We start from the raw sequence: 23,584 nt of genomic DNA on the forward strand, positions 1-23,584 counted from the left end.
CCGTTAATCTGGAAGGCCCCGGAGGAGTTCCCGAATGTCCGACCTCATCCAGCACCTGACCGATGCCACTTTCCCCGACGCCGTGGCCAAGGGCCTCACCGTCGTGGATTTCTGGGCTCCCTGGTGCGCCCCCTGCCGGGAGCTGGCCCCCGTGACCGAGATCCTTGCCGCGGAATTCCAGGGCAAGGCCGCCTTCGCCAAACTGAATGTGGACGATTTCACGCCGCTCTCCGAGCAGTACGATGTCCTCAGCATGCCGACCCTTGTGATCTTCAAGGACGGCAAGCCCCTGGACCGCATCGTGGGGGCCCTCCCCATCGACCAGCTGCGGGCCCGCATCCAGCAGGCAATCTGATTCATCTCCATCCCCGATCTGAGGCACCCATGAGCACCATCTCCGGCGAAAGCCTGCTCCAACAACTCAACTGGCGTTACGCCACCAAGAAATTCGACCCCACGAAGCCCATTTCCCCGGCCGACTGGGCCACGCTCGAAGCGTCGCTGATCCTCACGCCCTCCAGCTACGGCCTGCAGCCCTGGAAGTTCATCGTGGTCACCGACCCCGCCCTCAAGGCCAAGCTCCGGCCCGCCTCCTGGAACCAATCCCAGGTGGAGGACTGCAGCCACCTGGTGGTCCTCACGGCCAAGCAGGACATCACCGAGGCCGATGTCGACCGCTTCGTCGCCCGCATCGCCGAGGTGCGCGGCGTCACCCCCGAGAGCCTCGCGGGCTACAAGGGCTACATGATGGGCGACCTCGTGAAGGGGCCCCGCCACGCCATCATCCATGAGTGGGCGGCCCGCCAGACCTACATCGCCCTGGGCAACCTCATGACCTCCGCCGCCCTGCTTGGCGTGGATGCCTGTCCCTTCGAGGGCATCGAGCCCGCCAAGTACGACGAGATCCTCGGGCTCAAGGGGACCGGCTACACCACCATCAGCGCCTGCCCCCTGGGATATCGCGCGGCGGATGACAAGTATGCGAACACGCCCAAGGTGCGCTTCGAAGCCAAGGATGTGATCGAGCACCGCTGATCCGGTCCATCCGGCATTCCCCGGTAGAAGATCTTTCGCCACCGAGGCACCAAGAAAAGCGCGAGCGATTGCTTCCGCTCTTCTTGGTGCCTCGGTGTCTTGGTGGTAAGCCTTTCTCCTGCGCATCAAGCACGAAGGAGGTTCCATGCTGACCCGCCCCCTCGGAACTCAGGGACTCACCGTCTCCGCCCTCGGCCTGGGCTGCATGGGCATGTCGGACTTCTACGGCCACCGCGACGATGCCGAATCGACGGCCACCCTGCACCATGCGGTGGACCGCGGCGTCACCTTCTTCGACACAGCCGACATGTACGGCCCCCACCTCAACGAGATCCTGGTGGGGAAGGCCCTGGCGGGAGTCCGGAACCGCGTGGTGATCGCCACCAAGTTCGGAATCCTGCGCGATCCCGACGATCCGTCCGTGCGCGGCGTCTGCGGGCGCCCCGACTATGTCCGCACGGCCTGCGACGCCAGTCTCAAGCGCCTGGGCGTGGAGGTCATCGACCTCTACTATCAGCACCGCGTGGATCCCGCGGTGCCCATCGAGGATACCGTCGGCGCCATGGCCGATCTCGTCCGGGCGGGCAAGGTCCGCTTCCTCGGGCTTTCCGAGGTCAGTGCGGCCACCCTCCGCCGGGCCTGCGCCGTGCACCCCATCAGCGCCGTGCAATCCGAATACTCCCTGTGGACCCGCGACCCCGAAGAGGGCCTGCTGCAGGCCTGCCGCGAGCTGGGCGTGGGCTTCGTGCCTTACAGCCCGCTCGGCCGGGGATTCCTCGCGGGCCAGATCAAGCGGTTCGAGGATTTCGAGCCCGGCGACTACCGCCGCAACTCCCCGCGGTTCCAGGGGGAGAACTTCCAGAAGAACCTGGACCTCGTCGCCCGCCTTGAGGACATGGCCGCCGCCCGCGGCTGCACGGCCTCCCAGCTGGCGCTGGCCTGGGTGCTGGGCCAGGGAGGCGATGTGGTCCCCATTCCCGGCACCAAGCGCCGGGATCGCCTGGACGAGAACCTGGGCGCCCTTGAGCAGGTGCTCTGCCCTGGCGAACTCCAGGAACTGAACGGCCTCTTCCCCCCAGGGGCCGCGGCGGGCACCCGCTACCCCGAGGCGGCCATGCACATGGTGAACCGCTGAGGCATCGAAGGGACGGAGGGTCCATGGCCCGACGCACCGATGCCCATCCCGACAGCCTTCCCGGCCCCTTCTTCGTGGACCGCTCCTGCATCGACTGCGGCACCTGCTACCAGTTCGCGCCGGAGACTTTCGCGGATGGCGGCGACCATGCGAAGGTCCGCGCCCAACCCGGTGATGCCCCAGCGCGGATGCGGGCCTCCATGGCCCTGGTGGCCTGTCCCGTGGGGTCCATCGGGACCGATGACAAGGCGGAGGTCGCGGCCGCCGCCCGGGCCTTTCCCCATCCCCTGGCCGAGGATGTCCTCTTCTGCGGCTACACCAGCGAGAAGAGCTTCGGGGCCTGGAGCTACCTGCTCCGCCGGCCCGCGGGCAATGTCCTCATGGATTCGCCCCGGGCCGCCGAGCCCCTCATGAAGAACCTCGAGGCCCTGGGCGGCGTGGCCATGCTGGTCCTCAGCCACCAGGACGATGTGGCGGACCACGGGGCCTACCGCAAGCGGTTCGGCTGCGAGCGCGTCATGCACCGGGCCGACGGCTTCACGGGCCTGGAGCGCCTCGTGGACGGCGACGCACCCGTCGCCCTGGCGGAGGATCTGCTGCTGATCCCCACTCCCGGCCACACGGCCGGAAGCGTCTGCCTGCTGTACCGGGACTTCCTCTTCACGGGGGATCACCTCTGGTGGAACCCAGACGAACGCCGGTTGTCCGCCTCCAGGACCTACAATTGGCACTCCTGGGAGCGCCAGCTTGACAGTCTGGAAAGGCTGCTCGCGTTCGACTTCACCTGGGTGCTGCCCGGGCACGGGAGCATCCACCATGCGGATTCTCCAGCCGCCATGAGGGCCGACCTGGAGCGGGCCCTGGCCGTCCTCCGGCGGTCTTGATCGCCGTCCCCCGGAAGGCGTGGGAAACTAGGGGGTTCCACCCGGAGTCTCCCATGACCACCGCCTCTGATGCCCCCGTCGTCACCGCCCCCCGCGGCACCCACCTGCACTGCAAGGGCTGGGTGCAGGAAGCGGCGCTCCGCATGCTCATGAACAACCTGGATCCCGAAGTGGCCGAGCGCCCCGAGGATCTGGTGGTCTACGGCGGCCTGGGCAAGGCGGCCCGCAACTGGGACTGCTTCCACGCCATCGTCAAGGAGCTGAAGCACCTGAACGACGACGAGACCCTGCTGGTGCAGAGCGGCAAGCCCGTGGGCGTGGTGAAGACCCACCCCGATGCGCCCCGCGTCCTCATCGCCAACTCCAACCTGGTACCGAAATGGGCCACCTGGGAGCACTTCCGCGAGCTCGACCAGAAGGGCCTGATGATGTACGGCCAGATGACCGCCGGCAGCTGGATCTACATCGGCAGCCAGGGCATCGTGCAGGGCACCTACGAGACCTTCGCCGAGGCGGCCCGCCAGCACTTCAACGGCACGCTGGCCGGCACCTGGACCCTCACCGCGGGTCTGGGCGGCATGGGCGGGGCCCAGCCCCTGTCGGTCACCATGAACGGCGGCGTGGCCCTGTGCATCGAAGTCGACCGGACGCGCATCCAGAAGCGCCTGGACACCCGCTACCTGGACGAATGGACGGATGACCTGGACACCGCCCTGGCCCTGGTCCATCAGTATGTGGACGCCAAGGAGGCCCGCAGCATCGGCCTGCTGGGCAACGCCGCGGAGATCCTGCCCGAGATCCTGAAGCGCGGCTTCCAGCCCCAGCTCGTCACCGATCAGACCTCCGCCCACGACGAATACAACGGCTACATCCCCGCGGGCATGTCGCTCGAGCAGGCGGCCGACATGCGCCAGGCGCAGCCCGAGGCCTATGTGCAGCGCGCCCTGGCCTCCATGCGCACCCATGTGGAAGCCATGGTCGAGTTCCAGCGCCGCGGCTCGGTCGTCTTCGACTACGGCAACAACATCCGCGCCCAGGCCAAGCGGGCGGGCTTCGAGAACGCCTTCGCCTTCCCGGGCTTCGTCCCCGCCTTCATCCGCCCCCTCTTCTGCAAGGGCATCGGCCCCTTCCGCTGGGCCGCGCTCTCGGGCGATCCCGACGACATCGCCGTGACCGACGCCGCCATGATGGAGCTGTTCCCCGAAAATGAGGGCATGATCCGCTGGCTCAAGGCCGCCAAGGAGAAGATCGCCTTCCAGGGGCTGCCCGCCCGCATCTGTTGGATCGGGGCCGGAGAGCGCCATCTCGCGGGTCTCAAGTTCAACGAGCTGGTGAGGACCGGCAAGGTGAAGGCTCCCATCGTCATCGGCCGCGACCACCTGGACAGCGGCAGCGTGGCCAGCCCCAACCGCGAGACCGAGGCCATGAAGGACGGCTCCGATGCCGTCAGCGACTGGCCGCTGCTCAACGCCCTGACCGCCGCCTCCGGCGGCGCCTCCTGGGTGAGTTTCCATCACGGCGGCGGCGTGGGCATGGGCTTCAGCCAGCACAGTGGCGTGGTCATCGTGGCCGACGGCACGGAGCGGGCCGACCGTTGCATCACCCGCGTCCTCTGGAACGACCCCGCCATGGGCGTCTTCCGCCACGCCGACGCCGGCTACGAGAGTGCCCGCGAGCACGCCGAAGCCATCGGCCTCCACATTCCGATGAAGGGCTGAATCATGTCCCGCCCCTGCCCCTGCACCTCCAAGAAGCCCTACGACCATTGCTGCGGCCCCTTCCATGCGGGCAAGGCGGCGCCGGAGACCGCGGAGCTGCTCATGCGCTCCCGCTTCTCGGCCTATGCGCTCGGCAAAGTGGACTATCTCATCGCCACCCGGCCCGAGGCCAAGCGCGCCGAGGAGAACCGCGAGGAACTGGCCCAGTACTGCAAGTCCGTCAGCTGCGTGGGCCTGAAGATCGTCAGCAAGGAGAAGGGCGGCAAGGCCGACGACACCGGCGTCGTCACCTTCCACGCCAGCCTCCAGGCCAACGGCCGCCGCAGCCTCCACATCGAGACCAGCACCTTCGCCCGGGAGAACGGGAAGTGGGTCTATGTGGATGGTTTGGTGAAGGGATAGGGCACCAGCAGCCACCCTTCTACTGAGCGGCGGCCGACGCCTCGTCCCCATCTGGCCAGATCGATGGACCCTCGGCCGATCCCGGCCTGGGATGGCCGGGGCTGTGCCTGTCGTGTTGTTTTTACAATGCGCCGCCCATTTTTTGATACCCTCGGGCCAGGCTCCGAAAACCCTTCCGAGGTCAGGAATGAAGGATGAATCCATTTTCATTCGCCGCGCGGACCACGGGGCCAAAGTCCTGGTGGTCGATGATGACCCTCTGGCGCGGCGGGGCCTTCGCGCCATGCTGGAGCGAGGCTACTACGAGGTCGAGACGGCCGAGGGCGGCGAGCAGGCCCTGGAGAAGCTCTCCTCCTTCCAGCCCGATCTCGTGCTCCTGGACATCCACATGGACGGCATGGATGGGTTGGAGACCTGCCGCCGCATCCGGGACATCCCGAACGGCGAGCTGCTGCCCATCATCTTCCTGACGGGGGACGAGCGCCCCGAGATCCACGCCCAGGCCCTGCGGGTCAAAGGGGACGATTTCCTTCGAAAACCTGTCCTCTCCGCGGAACTGATCGTCCGGGTCCGCAGCCTGATGCGCCTCAAGCGGCTACAGGCCGAGGTCCTGGCGGAGCGGGACAACCTGCTGGATCTCCAGAAGCAGCGGGAGCAGCTCTTCGAGTTCATCGTGCACGACCTCAAGAATCCGCTCTCGACCATACAGGTAGGCCTGGAGGTCCTGGATGGGAGGGACGACAACAACCCGGCTTCGCGGGTCCAGCTCCGGCGCCTCCTGGACACGGCCCACAGCATGGGGCGCATGATCCAGAACATCCTCGACATCGGCCGCGCGGAGCAGATCGGATTGGAGCTCCGGAAGGTCATGATCCCCCTGGGCACCTGGATCCCCCACCTGCTCAAGGAAGTGGAGTCCCTGGTCCAGTCCCGGGGCCAGGAGCTGGTCTGGGAATGTCCGCCCGACCTCGAGGTCGAGGCCGACCAGGAGTTCCTGCGGAGGCTCCTGCTGAACCTCCTCGACAACGCCCTCAAGTACTCCCCCACCGGCAGCCATACGCGACTCGAGGCCCGGTCCACCCGGACCGGCGTGCGCCTGGAGGTCTACGACCAGGGGAAGGGCATCCCCGAGCCCATGCGGGACCGGATCTTCGGAAAGTTCGTGCGTCTCGAGAAGGAGGGCGCGAACACCCTGTCCGGTTCAGGCCTGGGCCTCGCCTTCTGCCAGCTGGTGGCCGAGGCCCATGGGGGCCGCATCTGGGTGGAGGACAACCCCACCGGCGGCAGCGTGTTCCTGGTGGAGATCCCCGGCGCCGGGGAGATCTGACGGCCAAATCTGGCTGAGGACTTGGCTGAGGGCCTGGCCACGAGCCCGGGCACCCGCCGACAGGCCCGCTGGTATGGTGGGGACATCCCCTCCGAGGCCCCCATGCGCGCCCTTCTCCTGGCTCTGTCCCTGCCCCTCCTGGCCTCGCAGCCGGACCCCGGGGCCCCCCGCCGCCCCGTCCACACCTATTCCATCGTGGCCCGGGATCCGATCACGGGGGACCTGGGCGTGGCGGTGCAGAGCCACTGGTTCTCGGTGGGCGCCTCGGTGCCCTGGGCCGAACCCGGCGTGGGTGCGGTGGCCACGCAGAGCTTCACCGACCCCAGCTACGGCGCCCTGGGCCTGGCGCTCATGAAGGCCGGCAAGCCGGCGCCCGAAGCCTTGAAGGCGCTCCTGGCGGCGGACGCGGACCGCGAGGTGCGGCAGGTGGCCATGGTGGACGCCCAGGGCCGGGCGGCCGCCCACACGGGCGCCAAGTGCATCCAGGCCGCGGGCCATGAGGTGGGCGAGGGCTTCACGGTGGAGGCCAACCTCATGGACAAGGCCACGGTCTGGCCCGCCATGGCCAAGGCCTTCCGCGGGGCCAAGGGCGACCTCGCGGATCGACTGCTGGCGGCCCTCCGCGCCGCCCAGGCCGAGGGCGGCGACATCCGCGGCCAGCAGAGCGCGGCCATCCTCGTCGTGAAGGGAAAAGCCTCAGGCCAGCCCTGGAACGACCGCCTCTTCGATCTGCGGGTGGAGGACCACCCGGATCCCCTGAAGGAGCTGGGCCGCCTCATCCAGCTGCGGCGGGCCTACCGGCTCATGGACGAGGGCGACGGCTTCGTCACCGCTGCCAAGTGGCCCGAAGCCAAGGCCGCCTACGCCGCGGCCGCCAAGCTGGCCCCCGGCATCTGGGAGATGCCCTTCTGGCAGGCCGTGGCCCTGGCCTCGAGCGGCCAGCGCGACGAGGCGCTCCCCCTCTTCAAGCGGGTCTTCGCCGCCGAACCCTTCTGGAAGCGCCTCGTCCCCAGGCTCGCTGAAGTGGATCAGCTGCCCAAGGACCCCGCGCTGCTCAAGGCCATCGAGGCGCAGTAGCCCTTAAAGAAAAGGCCTCCACGAAGGACACGAAGAGAACACAAACACATGAAGAATGATCATTCGTGTGCTTGCCCTTCCTTCGTGCCCTTCGTGGAGATCCTTTATTCGTTCGCCTGGGGGTCTACCGCCTTCGGCGCCAGGAGCATCCGCAGGCCGTAGAGGACGGCCCCCACGAGGATGAAGCTGTCGGCGAGGTTGAAGGTCCAGTAGTGCCAGGTGCCGAAGACGAAGTCGAGGAAGTCCACCACGGCGCCGCGCAGAAGGCGGTCGATCCCGTTGCCCAGCGCCCCGCCGAGAATGAGGCCCAGGGCCACGCGGTCCCAGGTGGGCGTCTCCCGGGCCAGGAAGAGGCGGCCGAAGTAGAGCAGCGCCGTCAGCCCCGCCAGCGTGAAGAGGATGAACCGCGCCGCCGCCGGCAGCCAGGTGAGGCTCCCGAAGATGGCGCCGCGGTTGAAGCCCAGGGTCAGGTAGAAGAAGCCCCGGATGACGGGCAGGGATTCGCTCTCGCCCAGGGTCCGGAGAATCCAGGCCTTGGAGCCGAGGTCCGCCGCCAGGGCGAAGGCCGGAAGCAGCAGCCAGGGCAGACGGCGCACTAGGCCACCACCGAGGCACAGCGGACGCAGAGGGCCGCGTCCTCTCCGGCGCCGTGGCCGCCCTTGCGGTTCCAGCAGCGGGGGCACTTCGTTCCGCCGTAGGCGTCAGCCGTGACATGGTAGGCGCCGGGAGTCACCCCCCCCACTTCCCGATCCAGTTTCGAGACCACGAGCAGCTCGTCTAGGGGCTCTCCGATCGCATCAAGAGATCGCCACTCCTCAGGAGTCAGCGTGACCACGGCAGTCGCATCCAAGCTCGTCCCAACCACCTTGTTTGCGCGGAGAGGTTCCATGGCGGAATGGACAGATTCCCTGACCCCCCACAAGGTCTCCCACTTTGGTTCAACCGCAATTGCCGGGAATTCCGGGAACCGCTGCTCATGCACGCTTCCCGAACATCCCGGAATCTGCTCCCAGGCCTCGTCGGCCGTGAAGCTCATGACCGGAGCCAGCAGGGTGCAGAGCCCCTTGGCCAGCTCCCAGCAGGCCTGGCGGCAGCTGGCGCGGCGGGGCGAATCCAGCGCGTCGCAATAGAGGCGGTCCTTGATGATCTCGAAGTAGCGGCCGGAGAGTTCCAGCTGGCAGAAGCCGTGGATGGCCTGGGTGGCGCGGTGGAACTCGAAGCGGGTGTAGGCGTCCCGGACCTCCACCGTGGTGCGGGCGAAGGCGTCCAGCACCCAGCGGTCCAGGGGGGCGAGATCCGCGGGCGCGACGGCATCCCGGGCCGGATCGAAATCCGCCAGGGCTCCCAGCAGGAAGCGCAGGGTGTTGCGGATCTTGCGGTAGGCGTCGGCACTGCGGTCGAGGATCTCCCGGGAGATGCGGATGTCCTCGCTGTAGTCGCAGGAGGCGGCCCACCAGCGGAGGATGTCGGCCCCCAGCGTCTTCAGGATCTCCTCGGGCGTGATGACATTGCCCAGGCTCTTGGACATCTTCTGGCCCTTGCCGTCCAGCACGAAGCCGTGGGTGACCACCTGCTTGTAGGGCTTGGTGCCCGTGGCGGCGAGGTTGAAGAGCAGGGAACTGTGGAACCATCCCCGGTGCTGATCCGAACCCTCGAGGTAGATGAACTTCCCGTAGTCGTCGCGGGTCAGTTCCGGGTGCGAGGCGCACACGACAGAGGCGCTGACGCCCGAGTCGATCCACACATCCAGGATGTCCGTCTCCTTCTGGAAGGCCGTGGAGCCGCAGGCGCAGCGGGCCCCCGCGGGGACCAGGCGGTCCACGGGAAGGTCGGCCCAGGCCTCGATGCCGCCCGCCTCGATGGCCGCGGCCGCGGTCTCGAAGATGGCATCGGCCACCAGCGGCTCGCCGCAGGTTTCGCAGCGCAGCACGGTGATGGGCGTACCCCAGGCGCGCTGGCGGCTGATGCACCAGTCGGGGCGGCCCTCGATCATGGCGTGGATGCGGTTCTGGCCCTGGGCGGGAATCCACTGAGTGCGCTCGACGCCTTCGAGCCCCAGCTCCCGCAGGCTGCGGCCCTTCCCGGCCAGTTCCGAATCCATAGTGATGAACCACTGCTCGGTGGCGCGGAAAAGGATGGGCGTCTTGGTCCGCCAGCAGTGCGGATAGCTGTGGTTCAGGCTCTCCTCGTGGAGCAGGCGCCCTTCCCGCTTCAGGCGATCCACCACCAGGGGATTGCAGTCGAAGATGTTCTTCCCTTCCAGCTCCGGGTCATTCACCGCCGGCAGGAACTTGCCGTCGGGGCCCACGAGCTGGAGCAGGCCCAGATGATGGGCCAGGTTGAAGTCGTCCACGCCGTGGTCTGGCGCCGTGTGCACCAGGCCCGTGCCGGTGTCGGCCGTGACATGGTCGCCCAACAGCACGGGACTTTCCCGGTCGATCCAGGGGTGTCGGGCCACGAGCGTCTGGAATTCCTTGCCCTTCCGGATCTCGACCGTGTGCAGCCCGGTACCGAGCTTCTTGGCAAAGTCTTCGCGCAGGGTGACGGCCACGATGTAGTGGCACTCCACACCCTCCGAGGTGGCGCGGACCACGGCGTATTCCAGGTCCGGGTGCATGGCCACGGCCTTGTTGCTGGGCAGGGTCCACGGCGTGGTGGTCCAGATGGGCAGGAAGAGGGGGACCGGCAGTTCCAGGCGTCTGGCCTCAGCATCGGCCACGGGGAATGCCACCGTGATGGCCGGGCTGGTCCGGTCCGCGTACTCGACCTCGGCCTCGGCCAGGGCCGTGCGGGCGCCGTAGCTCCAGTGGACGACCTTCAGCTTGCGGGTGACGGAGCCGCTGTCGAAGAGCTTGGCCAGGTGGCGCACGGTCTCCGCTTCGTAGCGGGGGTCCATGGTCACATAGGGCTGCTCCCAGGCGCCCAGCACGCCGAGGCGCTGGAAGGCCGTGCGCTGGGTGTCGATCCACTTCTGCGCGTAGACGCGGCACTTCTGGAGGAAGTCGGCTCGGCTCATCTCGCGCCGCTTGGGGCCTAGATCCTTCTCGACCGCATGCTCGATGGGCAGGCCGTGGCAATCCCAGCCCGGCACATAGGGCGATTCGTAGCCCTCCATCCACCGGGACTTCACCACCACATCCTTGAGGATCTTGTTGAGCGCGTGGCCCATGTGGATCGCGCCGTTGGCGTAGGGCGGGCCATCGTGCAGAACCTCGCGGCCCTTGCCCCTGCCGGCGGCGTTGTCGGCCTTCCGCTTCGCCTCGATGCGGCGGTAGAGGCCCTCGGCCTTCCAGCGTTCCAGCCGCTTCGGCTCGCGCTGCGGCAGGTCCGCCTTCATGGGGAAATCGGTCTTGGGAAGGAAAACCGAATATTTCTTAACCGGAGCTTGCTCGCTCATCGGCGCCCTCGTGCGTCGGGGGGCGCACCCAAGCGCCCCGGGGTTGAACCTCCAGTTCACCACGGGAACCCTTGCGTTCACAAGGGAAAGGGCCCGGAGAACCGGGCCCTTCCACGGCAGTGTCGGGCCGGAACCCGACCTGCGGCTACAGCGAACTCGTGCAGTGCTTGCAGCGGGTGGCCTTGAGAGGCACCTGCTCCAGGCAGGCGGGGCATTCCTTGGTGGCGGGGGCGGCCGGGGCCTCCTCCTTCTTCACGAACTTGCCCAGGAACTTGATCAGCACGAGGAAGATCACCAGGGCGATGATCAGGAAGTTCACCGTGGCGCCGAGGACGGCGCCGATGCGGAATTTGCCGAGGATCCACTCCTCCCACTTAATGTTGGCGGGAAGCACATAGGTCACCAGCGGCATGATGATCCCGTCCACGAAGGCCGTGATGATCTTGCCGAAGGCGCCGCCCACGACCACGGCGATGGCCAGATCGACCACATTGCCCTTCATGATGAAGGCCTTGAACTCGTCTTTCATCGACATGAAGGCTCTCCTTAAGAGAACAGCGGGGGCATGATCGCCCCCGCTGTTCGAGGACTCGGCCTACTTGGTGGCCTTGGCGGCCTTCTTCGCGGGCTTCTTGGGCGCAGGAGCCGGAGCGGCGGCGCCATCGACGACACCGGTCTCGGTCTTGCGGACCTCGGTCTTGCCGTCGCTGACCTGCACATCGATCTCCACGCGGCGGTTCTTGGCCTGACCTTCCTTGGTCGCGTTGTCGGCGATGGGCTTGTCGGGGCCCACGCCCACGGTGGTGACCTTGGAAGCCGGGATGCCGGAATCCACCAGGACCTTGGCCACCGCATCGGCCCGGCGCTTGGCCAGGGACTTGTTCAGGGCCTTGCCGCCCACGGAGGAGGTGTGACCGCTCACCTCGAGCTTGTAGTTGCCCGGGTAGGCCTTGAGGCCATCAGCCACCTTCTGGATGGCCGCGGTGGCGTCCGGACCCAGGTCCGCCTTGCCATTGGCGAAGTGCAGCACGGCCTCGTCCAGGACGATCTTGGCCGGGGGCGGGGGCGGCACAGGCTTCACCACTTCCGGCTCGGGAGCCGGGGGCGGCGGCGGGGGCGGGGGCGGCGCAACCGGCTCAGGCTTCGGCTCAGGAGCGGGCGGGGGAGGCGGCGGCGGAGGAGCCGGAGCGGCCTTCTTCGCACCACCCCAGGTGTAGCCGAGGCCCAGCGTTGCCAGATATTCCATGCGCGACTTGGGAAGCTCCACGCTCACAGCCTTGACATTCAGGTCGAGCATGAAGTTCTCGGCCAGCTTGCCCATGACGCCGAGCCCGCCGTGGTAGTTGAGGCGGGTGGTCTCCTTGCCGCTGGGGGAGTATTTCTTGTTCACATTCGTCCCGCCCAGACCCGCGGAGAGGTAGGGATACCAGTTCTCAGCACCGGGACGGAAATTGAACAGGCCCGAGGCCAGCAGGTGGGTCTCGTCCCCGGTGGGAGCGCCCGGGATCTTGTCGGCCTTCAGGTCGTTATGCAGGGCGCGGAGGTCCAGGCCCCAACGGTCGGTGTACCAGTGCCCAACGCCCAGGCCGTAGTGAAGCTGATCCTTCAACTCAATGCCGGGCGTAGCAAGGTTCTTGTCCTTCTCGAAAATGGTCTGACCCAGGTGGCCAGCCACCCAGGCCTGGCCCTGCTGGGCGGACAGACTCAGCGCCGATCCAGCCAGCAGCAACAACAAGGTTTTTTTCATACCACCTCCAGGAATAGTGATTCGCATCACGCCTCAAACTAGTCCTCGAAAGGGACTTCATGCAACCTAAAAAAGGTTCCCGACATAAATTTGGAAAAATTAAACCGTTTTCTCTACATCATGAATCGATAGGAATTTATCTTCGACTCCGTCCCACTACAAGCCGACTTATAGATGCAATCAGTCTTTATTTTTAAGAGAGAGAGGCCCTTTGTAACCTCTGTATGACCTGGAGTAAGGGCTGCTCTGATGAACCCTCGCCAAGCCTCCGGTGCGATAATAGTGATAAGCGCCGCCCCGTTTCCACGGTGGAGCCCTCCTGGACATGGACGACCGTCACGGTCCCAGTCGTGCTGGTCTTCAGCTCGTTCTGCATCCTCTTGGTATCGCCTTTGGCGATACGCAAGGCCTCCCCCTCAGGCTTCGGGCGCCACGACGGTGATGAGCGCAGCTCCCGTCTCCACGGTGCCGCCCTCCTGGACATGGACGACCGTCACGATCCCGGTGGTGCTGGTCTTCAGCTCGTTCTGCATCCTCTTGGTATCGCCTTTGGCGATACGCAAGGCCTCCCCCTTAGGCTTCGGGTGCCACGACGGTGATGAGCGCAGCTCCCGTCTCCACGGTGGCGCCCTCCTGGACATGGACGACCGTCACGATCCCGGTGGTGCTGGTCTTCAGCTCGTTCTGCATCTTCATGGCCTCCATGACGAGGAGGGTCTGGCCCTCCTGAACGGAGTCGCCGACCTTCGCGAGCAATTTCACGATCTTGCCGGGCATGGGCGAAGACAGCACGCCGCCCCCGGCCCCGGCGCCGCCGGAACCCGCAAGGAGGGCCCGGCGGGGGTCCACCAGGGCGAATTCGTAGGGGCCATCGTAGAGCATGGCCCGGTAGGCGTGGGTGTCGGGATCCGGCGACTTGGCCGGGTCCAGGCGCACCTCCACCGAGCGGCCTTCCATGAGGATCGAATAGCAGCCGGGTTCCAGTTCCAGGATATCGATGGGATGGCTCACGCCCTCCCAGACCAGCGTCGTCGCGCCGTCCTGGCGGATGAGTTCCACCTCATGGGATTCCTTGCCGAGGATCAGGGTCCGTTTCACGCGCGTCTCCCTACAACCGGTTGAACCGGCCCCAGTGCTTCCAGGCATCGGGTCTCCCCTCGCCCCCGGCGGACGGCTGGGTGGCCCGTCGCTGTTCGGTTTCGAGTTCGTGCAGCAGCGCCGCCGCCACCGCGAACTTCAGGTCGGGCCCCTGCCCCTTCCGCTTCCAGAAGGGTTTGTCGAGCATGCCCGTGTGCAGGGCGCCTTCACGGAAGGGCTCGTGCTCCATCAGCGCCTCGTGGAAGGCGATGTTGTGGCGGATGCCGCCGATGCGGTACTCGCCCAGGGCCGCGCGCATGCGCTCGATGGCCTCCAGTCGCGTGGGCCCCCAGGTGCTGAGTTTGCTGATCATGGGGTCGTAGAACATGGGCACTTCGGCCCCTTCGTAGACGCCGCCGTCATCGCGTACATTGCGTCCGCTGGGCGTGCGCAGGAAGGTGATCTTCCCGGGGCTCGGCATGAAGTTCTTGTCGGGGTCCTCGGCGTAGACGCGGCACTCCATGGCCCAGCCGTTGAGGGGGATCTCCTCCTGGGTCATGGGCAGCTTCTCGCCGCGGGCCACGAGGATCTGCCACTTCACCAGGTCCAGGCCCGTGATCCACTCCGTGACGGGATGCTCCACCTGGAGGCGGGTGTTCATCTCCAGGAAGTAGAAGTTGCGGTCCGCGTCCGCCAGGAACTCCACGGTGCCCGCGCCCACATAGTTCACGGCCCGGGCCACCTTGAGGGCGGCTTCCCCCATGGCCTTGCGCATCTCCGGCGTCACATGGGGGCTCGGGGCCTCCTCGATCACCTTCTGATGGCGGCGCTGCACGGAGCACTCGCGCTCATGCAGATAGACATGGTTGCCGTGGGTATCGGAGAAGATCTGGATCTCGATGTGGCGCGGCTGGACGATGGCCTTCTCCACATAGACGCTGTCGTCGCCAAAGCTGGACAGCGCCTCGCCGCGCGCCCGCGCCAGCGAGGAGGTGAACTCCTCGGGCTTGAGCACCAGGCGCATGCCCTTGCCGCCCCCGCCCATGGCGGCCTTGAGCATCACGGGGAAGCCGATCTTCTGGGAGGCGACCAGCAGCTCATCGTCGGCCATGGTCTCCTGAATGCCCGGCACCACGGGGCAACCTGCGGCGATGGCCACCTCACGGGCGGCGGTCTTCGATCCCATGCTCACGATGCATTCGGGACGGGGCCCGATGAAGGTGATGCCCGCGGCCTCGAAAGCCCTGGCGGCTTCAGCGTTCTCTGAGAGGAAGCCGTAGCCCGGATGCACCGCGTCGGCGCCGCTGCGCTTGCAGACATCCAGGATCTTCTCCAGCACCAGGTAGCTCTCCCGGGCCGCCGCGGGACCGATGAAGTAGGCCTCATCCGCCATGCGCACATGCAGGGCGCCGCGGTCGGCCTCGGAATAGACGGCCACCGTGGGGATGCCCATCTCGCGGCAGGTGCGGATCACGCGGATCGCAATCTCCCCGCGGTTCGCAATCAGGATCTTGGTCACGGACATGGGCTCACCTTTGCTCAATGGTGCTCGATCGCTGGCCTGCGCGGGGACCTGACCCCGATCGCTTCGCTCCCGCTCCCTCGCTGCGCTCGATCACAGAGGGGTCATCATCCCCCCGATTGGCAACGAGGATCTTGGTCACGGTCATGGTTGGACCTCGGAATCGGGCATGATGGAGGCGATGCGATTCTCCAGCCTAGCAAACCCGCTGCTCGCCATCACGCTTGGCGTCCTGATCTTCCACTGCGGGCGGAAGGGCGACCCCATCCCCCGCCCGCGCGCGGCCGCCCAGGCCCCCGAGGTCCGGCTGGAGGGCCTGCGGAAAGTCCGGCTCACGCTGCCCCCGGCGGATGTGAAGGGGGATCCCCTGGCGGGGGTGGAGCTGGTCCGGGTGCTGTATCTCCCCCTGGCCCTCGCCAAACCCTCGCCCGAGGAGGTCTTCAACCACGGGGAGGTCGTGCTGGAACGGCGGCGCCCCGATCTGCCGGGGCCCGGGGAGCCGTTCACCATGGACCTGGGCTCGCTGCAACGGCCCCAGGGCTGGATCGTGGTCGTGGCGGTGCGTCTGGGCAATGTGGCGGGGCGCCCCAGCGATGTGCTGCCCTGGATGGACCCGGCCCTCTGACGGATGGGGCCGCGCTACCGGCCGCTCTCCCGGGCTTCCAGCCGGTGAGCCCACCACTGCACCACGGCCCGGGCCAGCTGATCCTTCGCCAGGGGCCCGAGGGGGGGGTGGGGGCCCTGGGCCGTGACGGGCGTCAGGGTGTTGGCCTGGGCGCCGAAAGCCCGGCCGTCCTGGACATCGTTCACCAGCACGGCATCCAGGCCCTTCTTCACCAATTTGGCGGCGGCCTGCTCCAGGTGCTTCTCGCTCTCGGCCGCGAAGCCGAGCACCCACTGATCCGCCCGTCGGGCAGCGGAGAGGCGTGCCAGGATGTCCGGCGTCCGCACCAGCACCAAGGTCTCGGGCCCGTCGCCCTTCTTCACCTTCTCGGGCGCCAGCGCTTCGGGGCGCTGGTCCGCCACGGCGGCGGCGGCCACCAGGCCGTCCGAATCCGCCCAGCGGGCCTCGCAGGCCTCCAGCATCTGCTGCGCGCTGCGGACGCGGAGGGTCTCCACGCCCCAGGGCGCCGGAAGGTCGCCGCCCAGCACCAGCTGGACCTGGGCGCCCACATCGCGGAAGGCCCGCGCCAGCTCGATGCCCATGGCGCCGGTGCTGCGGTTGGTGAGCGTGCGGACCGGATCCAGATCCTCCCGCGTGGGGCCCGAGGTGATCAGCACCCGGCGGCCGCGGAGGCTGCGCAGCTTGGGCGTGCCGTGCATCTGGATGGCCTCGGCGATGGCGACCACCTCCGCCAGCTTCCCGGATCCTTCCTCGCCGCAGGCCAGGGTGCCCTCGCCGGGTTCCACCACCGCGTGGCCGAAGGCGCGCAGCCGGGCGATGTTCGCCTGCACCGCGGGATGCTCCCACATGCCCGTGTTCATGGCCGGGGCCCAGAGCACCGGTGCCCGGGTGGCGAGCAGGACGGTGCTGAGCAGATCCGTGGCGAGGCCGTTGGCGGTCTTGCCCAGGATGTTCGCCGTGGCGGGCACCACGGCCACCAGGTCGGCCCAGCGAGCCAGCTCGATATGCTCGATGCTGGGATTCGCGCGCCATTCCCCCTGGTCGGGGTTGGCCCCGAAACAGGGCTCGCCCGTCAGGCTGGTGAGCGTGAGCGGCGTGATGAACCGCGCCCCGGCCTCCGTGAGGATGCAGCGCACCCGGTGGCCCTGGTTGGCCAGCAGCCGGGCCAGCTCGGCGGATTTGTAGGCGGCGATCCCGCCGGTGATCCCCAGGATGATCTGCATCAGATGGCTCCCGGCAGGCCGTGCAGCTTGCGGATGATCCCGATCTGCCCCAGGTGGTAGCACTCGTGCATGAAGAGGAACGACAACACCTGTTCCAGGGGCTGTTCCGTGCCCAGGGCCGGGTTCAGGGTCGGGCGGTCCCAGTCCTCCAGCTGCTGGAAGGCGGCCTTCAGGGCCTGATCCGTCGCCCGGAAGGCCTCCAGCAGCCCCGCCCAGTCCAGATGGGCGGTGGCCCCCGGGCCGCCGCGGGCATAGTGCTGTTCCCAGGTCGGTTCCTCCGGCAGGCTCCCGCCGAGCATCTTCACGATCCGGCGCCGCGAGGCCACCAGATGTCCCGCGATCCAGGCGGCCGAAGCCACGCCGGAGGCCGGCCGTTTCGCGGCCAGATCCTCGGTGAGCCCCGCCCCATTCAGCTCCAGGAGCCGGATGTTGCCGCCGAAGGCGGTCCGCCAGAGCTTGCCCCGTTCCATGGTCCCTCCCGGAAGACCCAATCCTACTCCAGGAGCCCGTCCGGACCATTGCCGGAAGCCCTTTCAGATGCTATGCTTCCAGGTTCGGAGTGCCCCATGACCCAGCGCACCATCGTTCGTGTCCCGGAAGAAATCGCCAACAAGTACCGCTTCGTCGTCGTGGCGGGCAAGCGCTGCGACCAGCTTCAGCGCGGCGCCTTCCCCAAGGTCGAGGTGATCGTGCCCGTGAACAAGCACGGCCAGGCCCAGGATGCGCCCAAGCTCGCGTCCTTCTGGGGCCAGGTCGCCGTCGCCGAGGTGGAAGAGAACCGCATCGCCTTCGAAGAGGCCGAGGTGCTCACCATCGAAGACACCACGGTCGTTCCCATCTCCAGCGAATAACCGACCGATTCCTTCTGAAAAGCCCCCGGCGTTCCGGGGGCTTTTTACGGCCTGGATCCTATTTCCACGGCTGATGAAATAAAGCCTTGCGCGAGGACCGGGCGGGTCGCAATATTCAACGCGTGTTGAATTGGAGTCCCATGCCCGCCCCCGCGTCCTCTCCGCCCCCTGCCCGCCCCCGCGGCCCCAAGCCCACCCGAATGGATGCGGACCAGCTGCTGGACGCAGCCCAGGAGGTCTTCGCACGGGACGGCCTGCGTGCCGCCAGCCTGAGGGCCATCGCCCGGCAGGCGGGCTGCGACCCCGCCCTGATCTACTACCACTTCGACAGCAAGGAGGCCATGTTCACCGCCCTCCTGGATCGCCGCATCCCGCCCCTGGTCGAGGAGCTGAAGCGGCTGGCCGATCCATCCGATGGCCGCCACACCGTCCTGCGCCTCTGGGAGGTCCTGGGCATCTACGGCCGGCGCCTAGGCCAGGATCCCGGCCTCCGCAGCCTCGTGCGCGGCGAGATCGTCCGGGGGACCGAGGGCATCCAGGAATCGATCCAGAGCCGCCTGTTCGGGGCCGCCCTCCAGGTCCGGAGCATCCTCGAGCAGGGGGTCCAGCGGGGCGAGGTGCGGGAGGGGGTGGATCTGCTCCTCGCCACCTTCTTCTTCGTGAAGCTCCACCTGGAGGTTCTCGATGTGCTGCCCGTCGTGGCCCCGCGCATCCTGGGGCTGACGCCGGACGAATCCGTGGCCAAGGGCGAACGCGCCTGGCTGGACCTCTACTGGCGGGGCCTCGCCGCCAACCCGGCCGCCCCGGTGCCCCCGCTGCCCGACTCCCGCTCCTGATCCATCCCATCGTTGAAGGATCTCCCATGCGCAAGGCCCTGCTCCTTCTTCCGCTGCTCCTTCTGGCCTGCCGGCGGGATCCCCGCCCCCTCCTGAACGGCCGGGTCGAGGCCTACCTCACGGACCTCGGTCCCCGGGCCGGAGGACGCCTCGTGGAACTCCAGGTCCGCGAAGGCCAGCGCGTGAAGGCGGGGGACCTGTTGGCCCGGGTGGTCGCCGAGGAACTGGACGCCGCCGTGCTCCGCGACCAGGCCGGCTTCGACAGTGCCGACGCCAAGCGCCTGGAACTGGACCGGGGCACCCGAGCCGAGCAGATCGCCCAGGGTGAAGCCCGGGTGCGCGATGCCGAGGCTGCGGTGAGGCTCGCCGAAGAGAACCTCCAGCGCACGGCCCTGCTCTTCCGGGACAAGGTGCTCTCCCAGGCCGAGCTGGACCGCGTCACGGCCGAGCGCGATCGGGCCGCGGCGGCGCTGAACCTGCAGACCAAGGCCCTGGCCGAACTGAAGGCCGGAGCCCGCATCGAACAGCGGCAGGCCGGTTCCGCCGAAGCGCGGAAGGCCCAGGCCGTGCTGCGGCAGAGCCAGGCCCAGGCCGGCTTCACGGAGGTGCGGGCCCCCTTTGACGGGCTCGTCACTCACCGCCTGCGGGAGCCCGGCAGCATCCTGGCCCCGGGCCAGCCGGTGCTCACCCTGGCCCGCCTCGACCAGCTGTGGGTGCGGATCTACCTGCCCCAGCCCCTGCAGGGCCAGGCGCGGCTCGGCTCCCCCGTCACCGTGGAGACGCCGGACAAGCGCATCATCGAGGCCACCCTCGACGAAGTGGCGTCCGAAGCCGAGTTCACGCCGAAGATGGTCGAGAGCCGCGAAGAACGCGTGAACCTCGTCTACCCCGCCCGGGTGAACCTCAAGGGCGGCTGGGACCAGGGCCTGGTGCCCGGCGTGGCCGTGGATGTCCGCCTGGGGAGCGCCCGCCCATGATCCTGCTGGAGGCCCGGGACCTCACTTGCCGCTTCGGTCCGAAAGAGGCCGTGAAGGGGCTGGACCTGAGCCTCTCCGAGGGCGACCTCGTGGGGCTCATCGGCCCCGACGGCGCGGGAAAGACCACCACCTTCCGCATGCTCATCGGCCTGCAGAAGCCTTCCGGCGGAGCGGTGGTCCGCCACCTGGACCGGCAGGGCGTCAGCTATGTGCCCCAGACCTTCAGCCTCGCCCCCGAACTCACGGTGGCTGAGAACCTGCAGTTCCAGGCGGGCCTCTTCGGCCTGCCGGATCCCGCCCCCCGGATCCGGCGCCTGCTGGAATCCGTGGACCTGGCCTCGTTCCGGGACCGGCCTTCCGGGGCCCTCTCCGGCGGCATGAAGCAGAAGCTCTCCCTCTGCACGGCCCTGCTCACGGAGCCGCGCCTCCTCCTCCTGGACGAGCCCACCACGGGCGTGGATCCCGTGAGCCGCCGGGAGTTCTGGGAGCTGCTGCACGCGGTCCATGACGAGGGCGTGGCCATCCTCTTCTCCACGCCCTACATGGACGAGGCCGAGTACGCCCATCGCATGCTGCTCATGCACGAAGGCAGGGTCCTCCAGGAAGGGGACCGGGCCTCCTTCCGGCGGGGCCTGCCCGGCCTGATGTTCCGGCTCGTGAGCGCCCGGCGCCGCGAGGTGCAGGCGGCGCTCGCCGCGCTGGCGCCCCTGGACCTGTTCGCCGAGGGCGAGGTGCTGCGCGTCCGCTTTCCCGACCAGGACCCCGCGCCGCTGCTGGCACGGCTCTCCGCCCTGCCGGGCGTCGAGCAGGTCCGCCTCGCCGAGACCAGCGTGGAGGATGTCTTCCTCCACGCCCTCGTGGAAGCCGGGGGCGCTCATGGCTGAGCCGATCCTGCAGGTCCGGGGCCTCACGCGCCGCTATGGCGACTTCACCGCCGTCTCGGAGCTCAGCTTCGAGATCCAGCCCGGGGAGATCTTCGGCTTCCTCGGGCCCAACGGCGCCGGAAAGAGCACCACCATCCGCATGCTCTGCGGCGTGCTGGCGCCCAGCGCGGGCGAGGCCCGGGCCCTGGGCCGCGACCTGTTCACCGAGGCGGACCAGGTGCGGGGGCGCATGGGCTACATGAGCCAGAAATCCAGCCTGCTGACGGATCTCACGGTGACGGAGAACCTCCGGTTCTTCGGGGGCCTCTACGGCCTCGAAGGCCCGCGGCTGGCCTCCGAAGTCGATTTCCGCCTGAGGGAGATGCAGGTCTGGGCCCACCGGGACCTGCTCGTGGCCAAGCTCTCCACCGGCGAACGGCAGCGGGTGGCGCTGGCGGCGGCCACCCTCCACCGGCCGGAGGTGCTCTTCCTGGACGAGCCCACCAGCGGCGTGGATCCCCTGCGACGGAGGCTCTTCTGGGAGGCCATGGACGAACTCGTGGCGGAGGGCATGAGCATCCTCGTCACCACCCACAACCTGGCCGAAGCCGACCAGTGCGATCGCCTGGCCTTCATCCTCGGCGGAAAGCTCATGGCCTACGGGCGCCCGCGGGCCCTCAAGGAAGGCCTGGGCCGCCAGGTGATCGAGCTGCGCGCCGAGGGCTTCCGGGCCCTGCGGGCCGCGGCCCGGGCCCGCCCCGAAGTGCTCGCCGCCGAGCTGCTGGGGCGCAGTGTGCGCCTCTCCCTCCCGGCCGAGGCCGATCCCTCCGCGCTGCTCGCGGCGCTCCGGCAGGCCGGCCACGCCTTCGAGGCCCTCCCGCCGGAGCTGCCCTCCCTCGAGGACCTGTTCGTGGATCTCGTCCAGCGCTCTCGCGCCGCCTAGGAGCGACCATGTGGAACCGCATCAAAGCCCTGGTCTGGAAGGAATTCCTGCAGCTGCGCCGGGACCGGATGACCCTGGCCTTCACGCTGGGCATGCCCCTCATGCAGCTCATCATCTTCGGCTTCGCCATCAACTACGATGTGAAGCACATGCCGGCGGCGGTGCTGGACGAGTCCCGGAGCCAGGAGAGCCGCAGCTTCGTGGATGGCCTGGTGGCCACCCAGTATTTCGATGTGAAGGCCCATGTCGCCTCCGAGGCTGAGCTCCGCGCCGCTCTGGACCGCGGCCGCGCCCAGGTGGGCGTGTGGTTCCCGCCGGACTACGCCCGCCGCATCCGGTCGGGCCTGACCGGCGAGGTGATGATCCTCGTGGATGGCTCCAGTCCCACCACGGCGGGCAGCGCCATGTCGACGGCCGCCGGCGTGGGCCAGCTCCGCAACACTCAGCTGCTGTACGACCGCATGGGCTACGGAGGCGCCGCCAAGCCCGTGATGCCCGTGGAGGTGCGGATCCGGCCCTGGTACAACCCGGATCTCCGCAGCCCCACCTTCATCGTGCCGGGCCTGGTGGGGGTGATCCTCTCCATGACCTGCATCATGTTCGCGGCCAACGCCATCGTGCGCGAGAAGGAGCGCGGCACGCTGGACCAGGTGCTCGTCACCCCGGTGACGCCCATGGAGCTGTTCGCCGGCAAGATCATCCCCGTGGTGGTGATGGCCTACGCCCAGATGACCGTGCTGTTCGGCGTCGCCCACCTCTTCTTCGATGTGCCCGTGGCGGGATCCGTCATCCTCCTCTACCTGATGACCGGGCTCTTCATCGTCGCCATGCTCGGCATCGGCATCCGCATCTCCACCACGGCCCAGAGCCAGGGCCAGAGCGCCCAGATGAGCATGCTCACCTTCCTGCCCTTCGTGTTCCTCAGCGGCTACATCTTCCCCCGGGAGGGCATGCCCCTGCCGTTCTTCCTCCTCGGCGAGATCATGCCGCTCACCCACTTCCTCATCATCATCCGAGCGGTGGTACTGCGGGGCGCGGGCCTCGAGGCCTTCTGGCCGGAGGTGCTCAAGCTGCTGGGCCTCTCGGCCGTCATCTGGACCATGGCCCTGCGGAGCATGAAGCGGGCCGAGGCCTGATGTTCAATCGAAACGATAGCTGGCCAGGCTGAGGTTGCCGAGCTGCCAGCCGTCAAACAGCTTTTCCGGCGCGGCCAACTTTCCCGCGGTCCCGGAGGCCCCGAGGGCCACGAAGAGGGGATCCAGATGTTCGGAGGTCGGCACGGATTCCGCCGCACCCGGGGCCGACCGCCACTCCCCGAGCGCCTCGGCGTCCTGGGCCGCCAGGCGGGCATCCACCCAGGCCTGGAAGCCATTGGCCCAGGGCTCGGGGCCGGAGGCGTCCTGCCAATCCAGGCGGCGGAGGTTATGCACCACGCCGCCGCTACCGAGGATCAGGACGCCGCGCTCACGCAGCGGGGCCAGGGCCCGTCCCGCCGCCAGGAGCCGTTCCGGCGTCCGGGGCCGGGGGAGGGACAGCTGCACCACCGGCAAAGTGGCCTCCGGGGCGAGGTAGCGCAGCGGCACCCAGGCCCCGTGATCGAGGGGGCGTTGGGGGTCCAGTTGAGTCTCCAGGCCCGCGGCCTGAAGCAGGCTGGCGGCCTCCCGGGCCAGGCCCGGGGAACCCGGGGCCGGATAGTCCAGGGCATACAGCGCCTCGGGGAATCCCCCAAAATCGTGCATGACGCCCGGCCGCTCGGCCGAGGAGAGCCGGAACGGACCCGCGGCTTCCCAGTGGGCCGAGCAGACCAGGATGGCCCGCACGGGTGGCAGCCTCCGGCCGAGGTCCGAGACGGCCTGCCCCCAGGCGCCCCCATCCAGGGCGAGCATGGGGGATCCGTGCGCGAGGAACAGGGAGGGAAGCGGGGCCGAAGCGTCCATGGAGAAAT

Annotated in this window: 25 protein-coding genes; 15 read left to right on the top strand and 10 right to left on the bottom strand. The window is 68.2% G+C overall.

Annotated features, from left to right (window positions below):
* Window positions 1–34: 34 nt before the first annotated feature.
* The 8 genes from trxA (at window position 35) to QUD34_RS08470 (ending at window position 7,578) form a co-directional block, all read left to right on the top strand.
* Window positions 35–355, top strand: coding sequence for a thioredoxin (gene trxA, locus QUD34_RS08435; RefSeq protein WP_286353249.1), 321 nt, complete (start codon window positions 35–37; stop codon window positions 353–355).
* Between the two features lie 29 nt (window positions 356–384).
* Complete coding sequence (locus QUD34_RS08440; RefSeq protein WP_286353250.1) at window positions 385–1,035, top strand: NAD(P)H-dependent oxidoreductase; 651 nt, start codon at window positions 385–387, stop codon at window positions 1,033–1,035.
* Between the two features lie 145 nt (window positions 1,036–1,180).
* The gene (locus QUD34_RS08445) at window positions 1,181–2,170 is read left to right on the top strand and encodes an aldo/keto reductase (protein WP_286353251.1); all 990 of its coding nucleotides are present in this window, start codon (window positions 1,181–1,183) and stop codon (window positions 2,168–2,170) included.
* A gap of 23 nt (window positions 2,171–2,193) precedes the next feature.
* Entirely contained in the window at window positions 2,194–3,054 is an 861-nt protein-coding gene (locus tag QUD34_RS08450) for an MBL fold metallo-hydrolase (protein ID WP_286353252.1), read from the top strand.
* A gap of 53 nt (window positions 3,055–3,107) precedes the next feature.
* A complete protein-coding gene (gene hutU, locus QUD34_RS08455) occupies window positions 3,108–4,772 on the top strand; it encodes a urocanate hydratase (protein WP_286353253.1) in 1,665 nt (554 codons plus the stop codon).
* A 3-nt stretch (window positions 4,773–4,775) separates the two neighbouring features.
* Window positions 4,776–5,174: a YchJ family protein gene (locus tag QUD34_RS08460; RefSeq protein ID WP_286353254.1), complete on the top strand. Its 399-nt coding sequence runs from the start codon at window positions 4,776–4,778 to the stop codon at window positions 5,172–5,174.
* A gap of 187 nt (window positions 5,175–5,361) precedes the next feature.
* Window positions 5,362–6,501: a hybrid sensor histidine kinase/response regulator gene (locus QUD34_RS08465; RefSeq protein WP_286353255.1), complete on the top strand. Its 1,140-nt coding sequence runs from the start codon at window positions 5,362–5,364 to the stop codon at window positions 6,499–6,501.
* Window positions 6,502–6,603: 102 nt separating this feature from the next.
* A complete protein-coding gene (locus QUD34_RS08470; RefSeq protein ID WP_286353256.1) occupies window positions 6,604–7,578 on the top strand; it encodes a DUF1028 domain-containing protein in 975 nt (324 codons plus the stop codon).
* 104 nt (window positions 7,579–7,682) lie between these two features.
* Here the strand turns inward: QUD34_RS08470 and lspA are convergent, their stop codons facing one another.
* The 7 genes from lspA to QUD34_RS08505 form a co-directional block, all read right to left on the bottom strand.
* Window positions 7,683–8,174 carry a signal peptidase II gene (gene lspA, locus QUD34_RS08475; protein WP_286353257.1) on the bottom strand — a complete coding sequence of 164 codons (492 nt, stop codon included), beginning with the start codon at window positions 8,172–8,174 and terminating at the stop codon, window positions 7,683–7,685.
* On the bottom strand, window positions 8,174–10,915 hold the full coding sequence (gene ileS, locus QUD34_RS08480; protein ID WP_286353258.1) for an isoleucine--tRNA ligase: 2,742 nt from the start codon (window positions 10,913–10,915) through the stop codon (window positions 8,174–8,176). Before ileS ends, lspA begins: the two co-directional genes overlap by 1 nt.
* 205 nt (window positions 10,916–11,120) lie before the next feature.
* On the bottom strand, window positions 11,121–11,510 hold the full coding sequence (gene mscL, locus QUD34_RS08485; protein ID WP_286353259.1) for a large conductance mechanosensitive channel protein MscL: 390 nt from the start codon (window positions 11,508–11,510) through the stop codon (window positions 11,121–11,123).
* Between the two features lie 60 nt (window positions 11,511–11,570).
* Window positions 11,571–12,722 carry an OmpA family protein gene (locus QUD34_RS08490; RefSeq protein WP_286353260.1) on the bottom strand — a complete coding sequence of 384 codons (1,152 nt, stop codon included), beginning with the start codon at window positions 12,720–12,722 and terminating at the stop codon, window positions 11,571–11,573.
* A gap of 416 nt (window positions 12,723–13,138) precedes the next feature.
* Entirely contained in the window at window positions 13,139–13,285 is a 147-nt protein-coding gene (locus QUD34_RS08495) for a biotin/lipoyl attachment domain-containing protein (protein WP_286353261.1), read from the bottom strand.
* Between the two features lie 10 nt (window positions 13,286–13,295).
* On the bottom strand, window positions 13,296–13,820 hold the full coding sequence (locus QUD34_RS08500; RefSeq protein WP_286353262.1) for an acyl-CoA carboxylase biotin carboxyl carrier protein subunit: 525 nt from the start codon (window positions 13,818–13,820) through the stop codon (window positions 13,296–13,298).
* A gap of 10 nt (window positions 13,821–13,830) precedes the next feature.
* Complete coding sequence (locus QUD34_RS08505; protein WP_286353263.1) at window positions 13,831–15,324, bottom strand: acetyl-CoA carboxylase biotin carboxylase subunit; 1,494 nt, start codon at window positions 15,322–15,324, stop codon at window positions 13,831–13,833.
* Window positions 15,325–15,502: 178 nt separating this feature from the next.
* Between QUD34_RS08505 and QUD34_RS08510 the strand changes: the two genes are divergently transcribed.
* A complete protein-coding gene (locus tag QUD34_RS08510; protein WP_286353264.1) occupies window positions 15,503–15,946 on the top strand; it encodes a hypothetical protein in 444 nt (147 codons plus the stop codon).
* A gap of 14 nt (window positions 15,947–15,960) precedes the next feature.
* Here QUD34_RS08510 and coaBC read toward each other — a convergent pair whose 3' ends face one another.
* The gene (gene coaBC, locus QUD34_RS08515) at window positions 15,961–17,169 is read right to left on the bottom strand and encodes a bifunctional phosphopantothenoylcysteine decarboxylase/phosphopantothenate--cysteine ligase CoaBC (RefSeq protein ID WP_286353265.1); all 1,209 of its coding nucleotides are present in this window, start codon (window positions 17,167–17,169) and stop codon (window positions 15,961–15,963) included.
* Window positions 17,169–17,639 carry a DinB family protein gene (locus QUD34_RS08520; RefSeq protein ID WP_286353266.1) on the bottom strand — a complete coding sequence of 157 codons (471 nt, stop codon included), beginning with the start codon at window positions 17,637–17,639 and terminating at the stop codon, window positions 17,169–17,171. The genes coaBC and QUD34_RS08520 overlap by 1 nt, the downstream gene beginning before the upstream one ends.
* A gap of 96 nt (window positions 17,640–17,735) precedes the next feature.
* Between QUD34_RS08520 and QUD34_RS08525 the strand changes: the two genes are divergently transcribed.
* The 6 genes from QUD34_RS08525 (at window position 17,736) to QUD34_RS08550 (ending at window position 22,775) form a co-directional block, all read left to right on the top strand.
* Window positions 17,736–18,020 (top strand): DNA-directed RNA polymerase subunit omega, encoded by a 285-nt coding sequence (locus tag QUD34_RS08525; RefSeq protein ID WP_286353267.1) that lies wholly within the window; start codon window positions 17,736–17,738, stop codon window positions 18,018–18,020.
* A 140-nt stretch (window positions 18,021–18,160) separates the two neighbouring features.
* On the top strand, window positions 18,161–18,856 hold the full coding sequence (locus tag QUD34_RS08530) for a TetR/AcrR family transcriptional regulator (RefSeq protein WP_286353268.1): 696 nt from the start codon (window positions 18,161–18,163) through the stop codon (window positions 18,854–18,856).
* A gap of 26 nt (window positions 18,857–18,882) precedes the next feature.
* Window positions 18,883–19,833 (top strand): HlyD family secretion protein, encoded by a 951-nt coding sequence (locus QUD34_RS08535; RefSeq protein ID WP_286353269.1) that lies wholly within the window; start codon window positions 18,883–18,885, stop codon window positions 19,831–19,833.
* Window positions 19,830–20,717 carry an ABC transporter ATP-binding protein gene (locus QUD34_RS08540; RefSeq protein ID WP_286353270.1) on the top strand — a complete coding sequence of 296 codons (888 nt, stop codon included), beginning with the start codon at window positions 19,830–19,832 and terminating at the stop codon, window positions 20,715–20,717. The genes QUD34_RS08535 and QUD34_RS08540 overlap by 4 nt, the downstream gene beginning before the upstream one ends.
* Window positions 20,710–21,639 carry an ABC transporter ATP-binding protein gene (locus QUD34_RS08545; protein WP_286353271.1) on the top strand — a complete coding sequence of 310 codons (930 nt, stop codon included), beginning with the start codon at window positions 20,710–20,712 and terminating at the stop codon, window positions 21,637–21,639. The genes QUD34_RS08540 and QUD34_RS08545 overlap by 8 nt, the downstream gene beginning before the upstream one ends.
* Window positions 21,640–21,647: 8 nt before the next feature.
* Window positions 21,648–22,775, top strand: coding sequence for an ABC transporter permease (locus QUD34_RS08550; protein ID WP_286353272.1), 1,128 nt, complete (start codon window positions 21,648–21,650; stop codon window positions 22,773–22,775).
* A gap of 3 nt (window positions 22,776–22,778) precedes the next feature.
* Here the strand turns inward: QUD34_RS08550 and QUD34_RS08555 are convergent, their stop codons facing one another.
* Window positions 22,779–23,576: a DODA-type extradiol aromatic ring-opening family dioxygenase gene (locus tag QUD34_RS08555; RefSeq protein ID WP_286353273.1), complete on the bottom strand. Its 798-nt coding sequence runs from the start codon at window positions 23,574–23,576 to the stop codon at window positions 22,779–22,781.
* Window positions 23,577–23,584: the final 8 nt, after the last annotated feature.

Origin of the sequence: Geothrix oryzae (assembly GCF_030295385.1) — a bacterium.
In the GTDB taxonomy this organism is placed as follows: Bacteria; Acidobacteriota; Holophagae; order Holophagales; family Holophagaceae; genus Geothrix; species Geothrix oryzae.

Bases quoted from the DNA above. Each gene is read 5' to 3' on its own strand.
- trxA (WP_286353249.1), top strand. From the start codon at position 35: ATGTCCGACCTCATCCAGCACCTGACCGATGCCACTTTCCCCGACGCC.
- QUD34_RS08440 (WP_286353250.1), top strand. From the start codon at position 385: ATGAGCACCATCTCCGGCGAAAGCCTGCTCCAACAACTCAACTGGCGT.
- QUD34_RS08445 (WP_286353251.1), top strand. From the start codon at position 1,181: ATGCTGACCCGCCCCCTCGGAACTCAGGGACTCACCGTCTCCGCCCTC.
- QUD34_RS08450 (WP_286353252.1), top strand. From the start codon at position 2,194: ATGGCCCGACGCACCGATGCCCATCCCGACAGCCTTCCCGGCCCCTTC.
- hutU (WP_286353253.1), top strand. From the start codon at position 3,108: ATGACCACCGCCTCTGATGCCCCCGTCGTCACCGCCCCCCGCGGCACC.
- QUD34_RS08460 (WP_286353254.1), top strand. From the start codon at position 4,776: ATGTCCCGCCCCTGCCCCTGCACCTCCAAGAAGCCCTACGACCATTGC.
- QUD34_RS08465 (WP_286353255.1), top strand. From the start codon at position 5,362: ATGAAGGATGAATCCATTTTCATTCGCCGCGCGGACCACGGGGCCAAA.
- QUD34_RS08470 (WP_286353256.1), top strand. From the start codon at position 6,604: ATGCGCGCCCTTCTCCTGGCTCTGTCCCTGCCCCTCCTGGCCTCGCAG.
- ileS (WP_286353258.1), bottom strand. From the start codon at position 10,915: ATGAAGGCGGACCTGCCGCAGCGCGAGCCGAAGCGGCTGGAACGCTGG.
- mscL (WP_286353259.1), bottom strand. From the start codon at position 11,510: ATGTCGATGAAAGACGAGTTCAAGGCCTTCATCATGAAGGGCAATGTG.
- QUD34_RS08490 (WP_286353260.1), bottom strand. From the start codon at position 12,722: ATGAAAAAAACCTTGTTGTTGCTGCTGGCTGGATCGGCGCTGAGTCTG.
- QUD34_RS08505 (WP_286353263.1), bottom strand. From the start codon at position 15,324: ATGTCCGTGACCAAGATCCTGATTGCGAACCGCGGGGAGATTGCGATC.
- QUD34_RS08510 (WP_286353264.1), top strand. From the start codon at position 15,503: ATGCGATTCTCCAGCCTAGCAAACCCGCTGCTCGCCATCACGCTTGGC.
- coaBC (WP_286353265.1), bottom strand. From the start codon at position 17,169: ATGCAGATCATCCTGGGGATCACCGGCGGGATCGCCGCCTACAAATCC.
- QUD34_RS08520 (WP_286353266.1), bottom strand. From the start codon at position 17,639: ATGGAACGGGGCAAGCTCTGGCGGACCGCCTTCGGCGGCAACATCCGG.
- QUD34_RS08525 (WP_286353267.1), top strand. From the start codon at position 17,736: ATGACCCAGCGCACCATCGTTCGTGTCCCGGAAGAAATCGCCAACAAG.
- QUD34_RS08530 (WP_286353268.1), top strand. From the start codon at position 18,161: ATGCCCGCCCCCGCGTCCTCTCCGCCCCCTGCCCGCCCCCGCGGCCCC.
- QUD34_RS08535 (WP_286353269.1), top strand. From the start codon at position 18,883: ATGCGCAAGGCCCTGCTCCTTCTTCCGCTGCTCCTTCTGGCCTGCCGG.
- QUD34_RS08540 (WP_286353270.1), top strand. From the start codon at position 19,830: ATGATCCTGCTGGAGGCCCGGGACCTCACTTGCCGCTTCGGTCCGAAA.
- QUD34_RS08545 (WP_286353271.1), top strand. From the start codon at position 20,710: ATGGCTGAGCCGATCCTGCAGGTCCGGGGCCTCACGCGCCGCTATGGC.
- QUD34_RS08550 (WP_286353272.1), top strand. From the start codon at position 21,648: ATGTGGAACCGCATCAAAGCCCTGGTCTGGAAGGAATTCCTGCAGCTG.
- QUD34_RS08555 (WP_286353273.1), bottom strand. From the start codon at position 23,576: ATGGACGCTTCGGCCCCGCTTCCCTCCCTGTTCCTCGCGCACGGATCC.